The sequence below is a fragment of the Shewanella sp. 10N.286.45.A1 genome, from assembly GCF_041470405.1.
Lineage (GTDB): Bacteria > Pseudomonadota > Gammaproteobacteria > Enterobacterales > Shewanellaceae > Shewanella.
In genome coordinates this window covers 1-4,957 of the sequence record NZ_JBFRMK010000295.1, presented here as the reverse complement: position 1 = coordinate 4,957, position 4,957 = coordinate 1, and the positions used below count along the sequence as shown (strand labels likewise).

The following is a 4,957-nucleotide window of genomic DNA, read 5'->3' as shown; positions in this document are numbered from 1 at the left end:
ACTACTTGCCTACAGCGCTTTGAATTCCCGCTGAATGGTCAAACTTTTAATGCAATTGGTATCAGGTATCCGGCTCCGCTCTCGATAGTTGCTCCTGCATTACTCTACCTTCGACCATCCTTGGTCTCGTACCTCCTAAATCAATAAAAAAACTCAGTTACACATGATATAAAGTCGTGATATAAAGCTAATGAAGTGTAAGTAAACATTTTGACTCAGGGACAGAGTATCAAGCCAAATAGCTTACCCACTTTTATTGATAAGCGACTTTACGCTTAAGCAAAGTCGTATGTTCGAGGCCACAAAATATCATCAGCGGCTATAAAATTGAGCCGCGCTCTAGTGTAAACAGTTGCAACAAATAAGCAGATTTCGGCTTAATTACAATGGCTAACTTTCGGAATACAGCAAACCATGTCCAATCCAGTTCAACGCGCTAATAAACTCTTTGTTCAAACCTTCGGCACGCAAGCTGACGCGCTCTATTTTGCACCTGGAAGAGTCAATTTAATCGGTGAGCACACTGACTATAATGATGGTTTTGTGCTGCCAGCAGCCATCAATTTTCATACTATTATTGCGGTTAAGCGTCGTGACGACACACAGTTTCGTGCAGTGTCCGATGCCTTTCCTGGCGAAATGAAACAGTGGGCTTTTGGCCAGGAAGGTCAAACACCACAAACACCTGAATGGATCGACTACCTTAAAGGGTTTAGCTCAGCCATGGCGACTGCTGGCTTGTCGCCAAAAGGGATTGATCTCGCGATAGTCAGTAATGTACCGCTAGGTGCAGGGCTTTCCTCTTCAGCAGCACTTGAGATTGCTTTTGGCACTGCTGTCAACGATGCCAGCCAAATAAAGTTATCTCCATTAGCCATCGCCCAACTTGCCCAGCGCGGCGAAAACCAATATGTTGGCAGCGCCTGTGGCATTATGGATCAAATGATTAGCGCCCTTGGGCAACGGGATCATGCCTTACTCATTGACTGCCTAGATCTCGATAGCGAAGCCATTAGTATTCCAGAGAATTTGAGCCTAATTATTATCAACTCGAATGTTAAACGCGGCTTAGTTGAGTCAGAGTACAATTTAAGACGTGAGCAGTGCGAACAGGTGGCAGAGCATTTTCAATTAGACTCTCTACGCCATCTTGAACTCAATGCTCTAGAAGCAGCAAAAGATGAATTGAGTGACGTTTGCTATCGACGTGCTAAACATGTCATTACTGAAAACCGTCGTACTCAAAATGCAGCTTGGGCACTAGAATCAGGCAATATCAATCAGTTAAGCAGCTTAATGGCTGAGTCCCACCTATCAATGCGCGATGATTTTGAAATTACCGTGCCAGAGATTGATTACTTAGTCGAGATTATCGCTGATGTTATTGGAGATAAAGGCGGCGTAAGAATGACGGGTGGCGGCTTTGGTGGCTGCGTGGTTGCATTGGTTGATCATGAGCTAACCGATGCCGTTGTTGAAGCCGTAGAACAGCAGTATCGACATAAAACTGGCATAGAAGCTTCCCTATATTTATGCTCAGCTTCCGATGGTGCTAAAAGGATCGATAGTTAAAACAACCATTAGAATACGTATTCATCTCGCTAAATCAAAATGCTAGCGCCAGAATAATACCCAACAATGTTTCGCTAATAACAAGGAAGAACCATGGTACGTTTTCGCCCGCAAGACCCTTGGAACGATCCCCGTGGTGGTCAGATTGAACGGGTGATAATAGACAATGGCACCATAGCAATGGAGGTGCTCAGCTTAGGCGGCATTATCCGCTCGCTTTGGACACCCGATAGAGATGGTGAACGAGCCAATATCGTACTGGGTTGTGACAGTGCCAGCGACTATTTGGCGCAAGATGCCCACCTAGGTGCTATTGCAGGACGTTTTGCTAACCGAATTGCCAACGGCACATTCACCGCAGATGGAAAAGCCTATCCATTAAGTATCAACCAAGCGAGTAATTGCCTGCACGGCGGTGAGGATGGCTTTAATCGCAAACGTTGGAACTTAGGACCATTGCCCGATGGCGTGCGCTTAAGCTTAGTCAGCGCCGATGGTGACATGGGGTTTCCAGGAAAATGTACCGTGCAACTTGATTATCGCCTAGTGGGTAATAATCTCTATATTGAAATGCTAGCAAGCACAGATAAAACCTGCCCAATCAGCCTAACCCAACATAGTTATTTCAATCTTGATGGTAGTGATTCAAGCTTACAACACGCGCTACAAGTAGACTCAACACAATACCTTTCGATGAATGATGTTGGCGTACCCACTAAAGCCACTCAAACCCAAAACAGCGCACTTGATATGCAACAGCCCACGCTATTGCAGTCATTGATAGGTGCAGAGGAGTTAGCCTCTACCTCAGGAATAGATCACTGCTATTTAATGCCTCAGAGCGATCCGCAATTACAGCGGTTTGGACGCTTGAGTTCAGCGAAAAGTGGACGAGGTATGACGCTATATACCAACCAACCTAGCGTACAAGTCTACGGTGCTAATCATTTGCAAGGCACAATCGGTAAAGGTCAGCAATCTTTGTGTCAATATCAAGCTGTTTGCCTTGAGCCTCAGCAGGTACCTGATGCACCGAATCAGCCCACATTTGCTGGCGATGCCTTAATCAAACCAGGCGTTCTTTATCATCATATCAGTCGCTATCAATTTGATAATGAAGCATAAAAACAGCGCGTAAGCGCTGTTTTTCCCGAGCTATTCTTTATTAATCGTCTAAGTCGTCATTTGACCAGCCACGATTAAAGTCATCGTCATCAGCTGATTCAACCTCTAGCTCAGAGTCTTCTTCAGTTTCCATGATCGGTTCAGGTTCTGCTTTCGGCTTCTTAGCCAAACTTGCAGCCTTTGGGTTGTTGGCTTCAACCCAGCCCGAGTGTTTCTCCATAAATGCTTCTCGAGCCAACTCCCATGCAGCACCATAATTGGCTTCTGCGACAGCTAAATCTTCATTGCTAAGCTCATGCAAATGAGGTTTAACTATCTCTTCAGCATATTCAATTATGACGTCACGGGTAGTGTTATAAAAATATACTCTACCTGCAGGTGCTTCAGGAAACTGCTTATCGTAAATGATAACTGTATTACCACGTGAGCTTCTATGCTCACCGTACCAAACAGATTTTTTAGACGTGTCATACATATATGCTAATGCCCTTAAAAATCAACACATACTAATCAATGTAAAGTAAACAAGATGCTCATTTACTTCGGTTTCCCCAATCATTTCAGCTTGGGTTTTCGGCCATATTCTTACAGTTTTCGGGTCAATTTCAATGACCAAGTTCATATAATTCATATGAATTGAACGAAATTTTTTCAACTCAATTACGCTAATATCGAATTTAGTTCAAAGCCGTCGTTATTCAAGTTTTTATTGGTGAATAAATTGTAACAACGGCAAGATTTAACAATAAATAGTAATTTATCAGAAAGTTAAGATGTCGAATAAATGTATCACTCTAATGCTAGGCATTAACGCATGGTGCTCGACTAACATGACAAAACGATGTCAGCTTAAAATATTGCTTTACTGTTACCGCATAGTGTCTATGCCAATCACAGCGGGCTGGCGAAAAGACTCCGTATTGAAAGCTAATATTTGCTACAATCTAACGCCATTCAGCAACCAATAGTGCTTGCCAGACAATTTTGAAACTTAAGTTATTCGCTCTTTTATGTTTAAGCTTCCAGGTTCAACCAGCAACTGAACAGGTAGTCATTGCATCCGATATTTGGTGTCCTTACGTCTGCGCAGACAACTCTGGCTACTTCGTAGAACTCACTCAGCAAGCTTTTGACTCAGTAGCTATCAGTACTAAATTCGAAACGATACCGTTCCAAAGAGCTTTGAGATTAGCACAAGCCGATCGAATTCATGCCGTTCTTGCCGTTTCTTCTGAACATATTGGCAAAGCCAATTTGCAAGATTCTGATTTAATATTAGGCCAGTATGCCAATGACTTTTATGTGCACGTTAATAGCAGTTGGCAGTTCTCATCACTGGTCGATCTCAATAACAAAACCATTGCCAGCATTTTAGGCTACGACTATAGTGATAAACTTAACTCTCTCTTAGTTAAAAGCCCAACCAGCTTTCGCGCTTCAGGTGAGACACCACTAAAAACAAACTTAAATCTGCTGCAAAAAGGGCGTGTTGACGTCTTATACCAATTGCATTAAAAGTTTGATCTAATAGAGGCCACTTGATTAAATGGATTATCAATGCACTCTTCTAATGACTTTAAACTGCTAGCCAAGAAAACTAACAATGCTAAATTAAGAATACGTTACTTATCGTAATATCATTTCACCTTAGGGCAAAGTCGGACTCAAACTGCAGAAATATTGAGTGTCGCAAGAGGAAGCGTGAACAGATGGGTTACTGCCTACCTTTCTAATGGACTTGAAGGGCTTAATCGTCAGCCTAGAGTGGGAAGAGCCTGTCGTTTAACTGAGTCACAGTTAACTGAATTAGGTCAGTTCATTGAAACACATTCAGTTAAAAAAGAGGGTGGCCGCTTAATTGCTGACGATGTCAGACGGTATATTTATAAATAATTTAGCGTTGATTATCAATTACGTAACGTTTATCGCTTATTACACGCCCAAGGGTTTAGCTGGATAACTAGCCGCTCCATGCCCCCTAAACAATCTCAGCAAGCTCTAGACTCTTTTAAAAAGTTCCAACTGGAAACGATCCTTCACATACCAGGCAACCTTCCTCTTGATCGGTTGATGTTTGGTTTCAAGATGAAGCTCGCTTTGGTCAGCAAAACCAAACGACACATATATGGGCTAAAAGGGGGGCAAGAGCTAGGGTTATGAAACAGCAACAATTTGAATACGGCTACCTATTTGGCGCAGTTTGCCCAAGTACCGACCAAACAGAAGCTTTAATTACACCTTTCGTTAATAAAGATACAAT

Annotated in this window: 4 protein-coding genes and 2 pseudogenes; 5 read left to right on the top strand and 1 reads right to left on the bottom strand. The window is 42.7% G+C overall.

Annotation, left to right across the window (positions count from 1 at the left end):
- The first annotated feature begins 414 nt into the window (after positions 1-414).
- Both galK and AB4238_RS19430 read left to right on the top strand, forming a co-directional pair.
- A complete protein-coding gene (gene galK / locus AB4238_RS19435; RefSeq protein WP_372034940.1) occupies positions 415-1,572 on the top strand; it encodes a galactokinase in 1,158 nt (385 codons plus the stop codon).
- Positions 1,573-1,665: 93 nt separating this feature from the next.
- On the top strand, positions 1,666-2,697 hold the full coding sequence (locus AB4238_RS19430) for an aldose epimerase family protein (RefSeq protein ID WP_372034939.1): 1,032 nt from the start codon (positions 1,666-1,668) through the stop codon (positions 2,695-2,697).
- Between the two features lie 40 nt (positions 2,698-2,737).
- Here the strand turns inward: AB4238_RS19430 and AB4238_RS19425 are convergent, their stop codons facing one another.
- Entirely contained in the window at positions 2,738-3,172 is a 435-nt protein-coding gene (locus AB4238_RS19425; protein WP_372034937.1) for a hypothetical protein, read from the bottom strand.
- 509 nt (positions 3,173-3,681) lie between these two features.
- On the opposite strand from AB4238_RS19425, the gene AB4238_RS19420 reads away from it, so the two are divergent.
- The 3 genes and pseudogenes from AB4238_RS19420 to AB4238_RS19410 form a co-directional block, all read left to right on the top strand.
- Entirely contained in the window at positions 3,682-4,212 is a 531-nt protein-coding gene (locus AB4238_RS19420; RefSeq protein WP_372034936.1) for a hypothetical protein, read from the top strand.
- A 147-nt stretch (positions 4,213-4,359) separates the two neighbouring features.
- Positions 4,360-4,590, top strand: a pseudogene (locus tag AB4238_RS19415) (helix-turn-helix domain-containing protein); the annotation flags it as partial.
- Positions 4,591-4,602: 12 nt separating this feature from the next.
- Positions 4,603-4,857: pseudogene (locus AB4238_RS19410) on the top strand (winged helix-turn-helix domain-containing protein); the annotation flags it as partial.
- Between the last annotated feature and the right edge of the window lie 100 nt (positions 4,858-4,957).

Bases quoted from the DNA above. Each gene is read 5' to 3' on its own strand.
- galK (WP_372034940.1), top strand. From the start codon at position 415: ATGTCCAATCCAGTTCAACGCGCTAATAAACTCTTTGTTCAAACCTTC.
- AB4238_RS19430 (WP_372034939.1), top strand. From the start codon at position 1,666: ATGGTACGTTTTCGCCCGCAAGACCCTTGGAACGATCCCCGTGGTGGT.
- AB4238_RS19425 (WP_372034937.1), bottom strand. From the start codon at position 3,172: ATGTATGACACGTCTAAAAAATCTGTTTGGTACGGTGAGCATAGAAGC.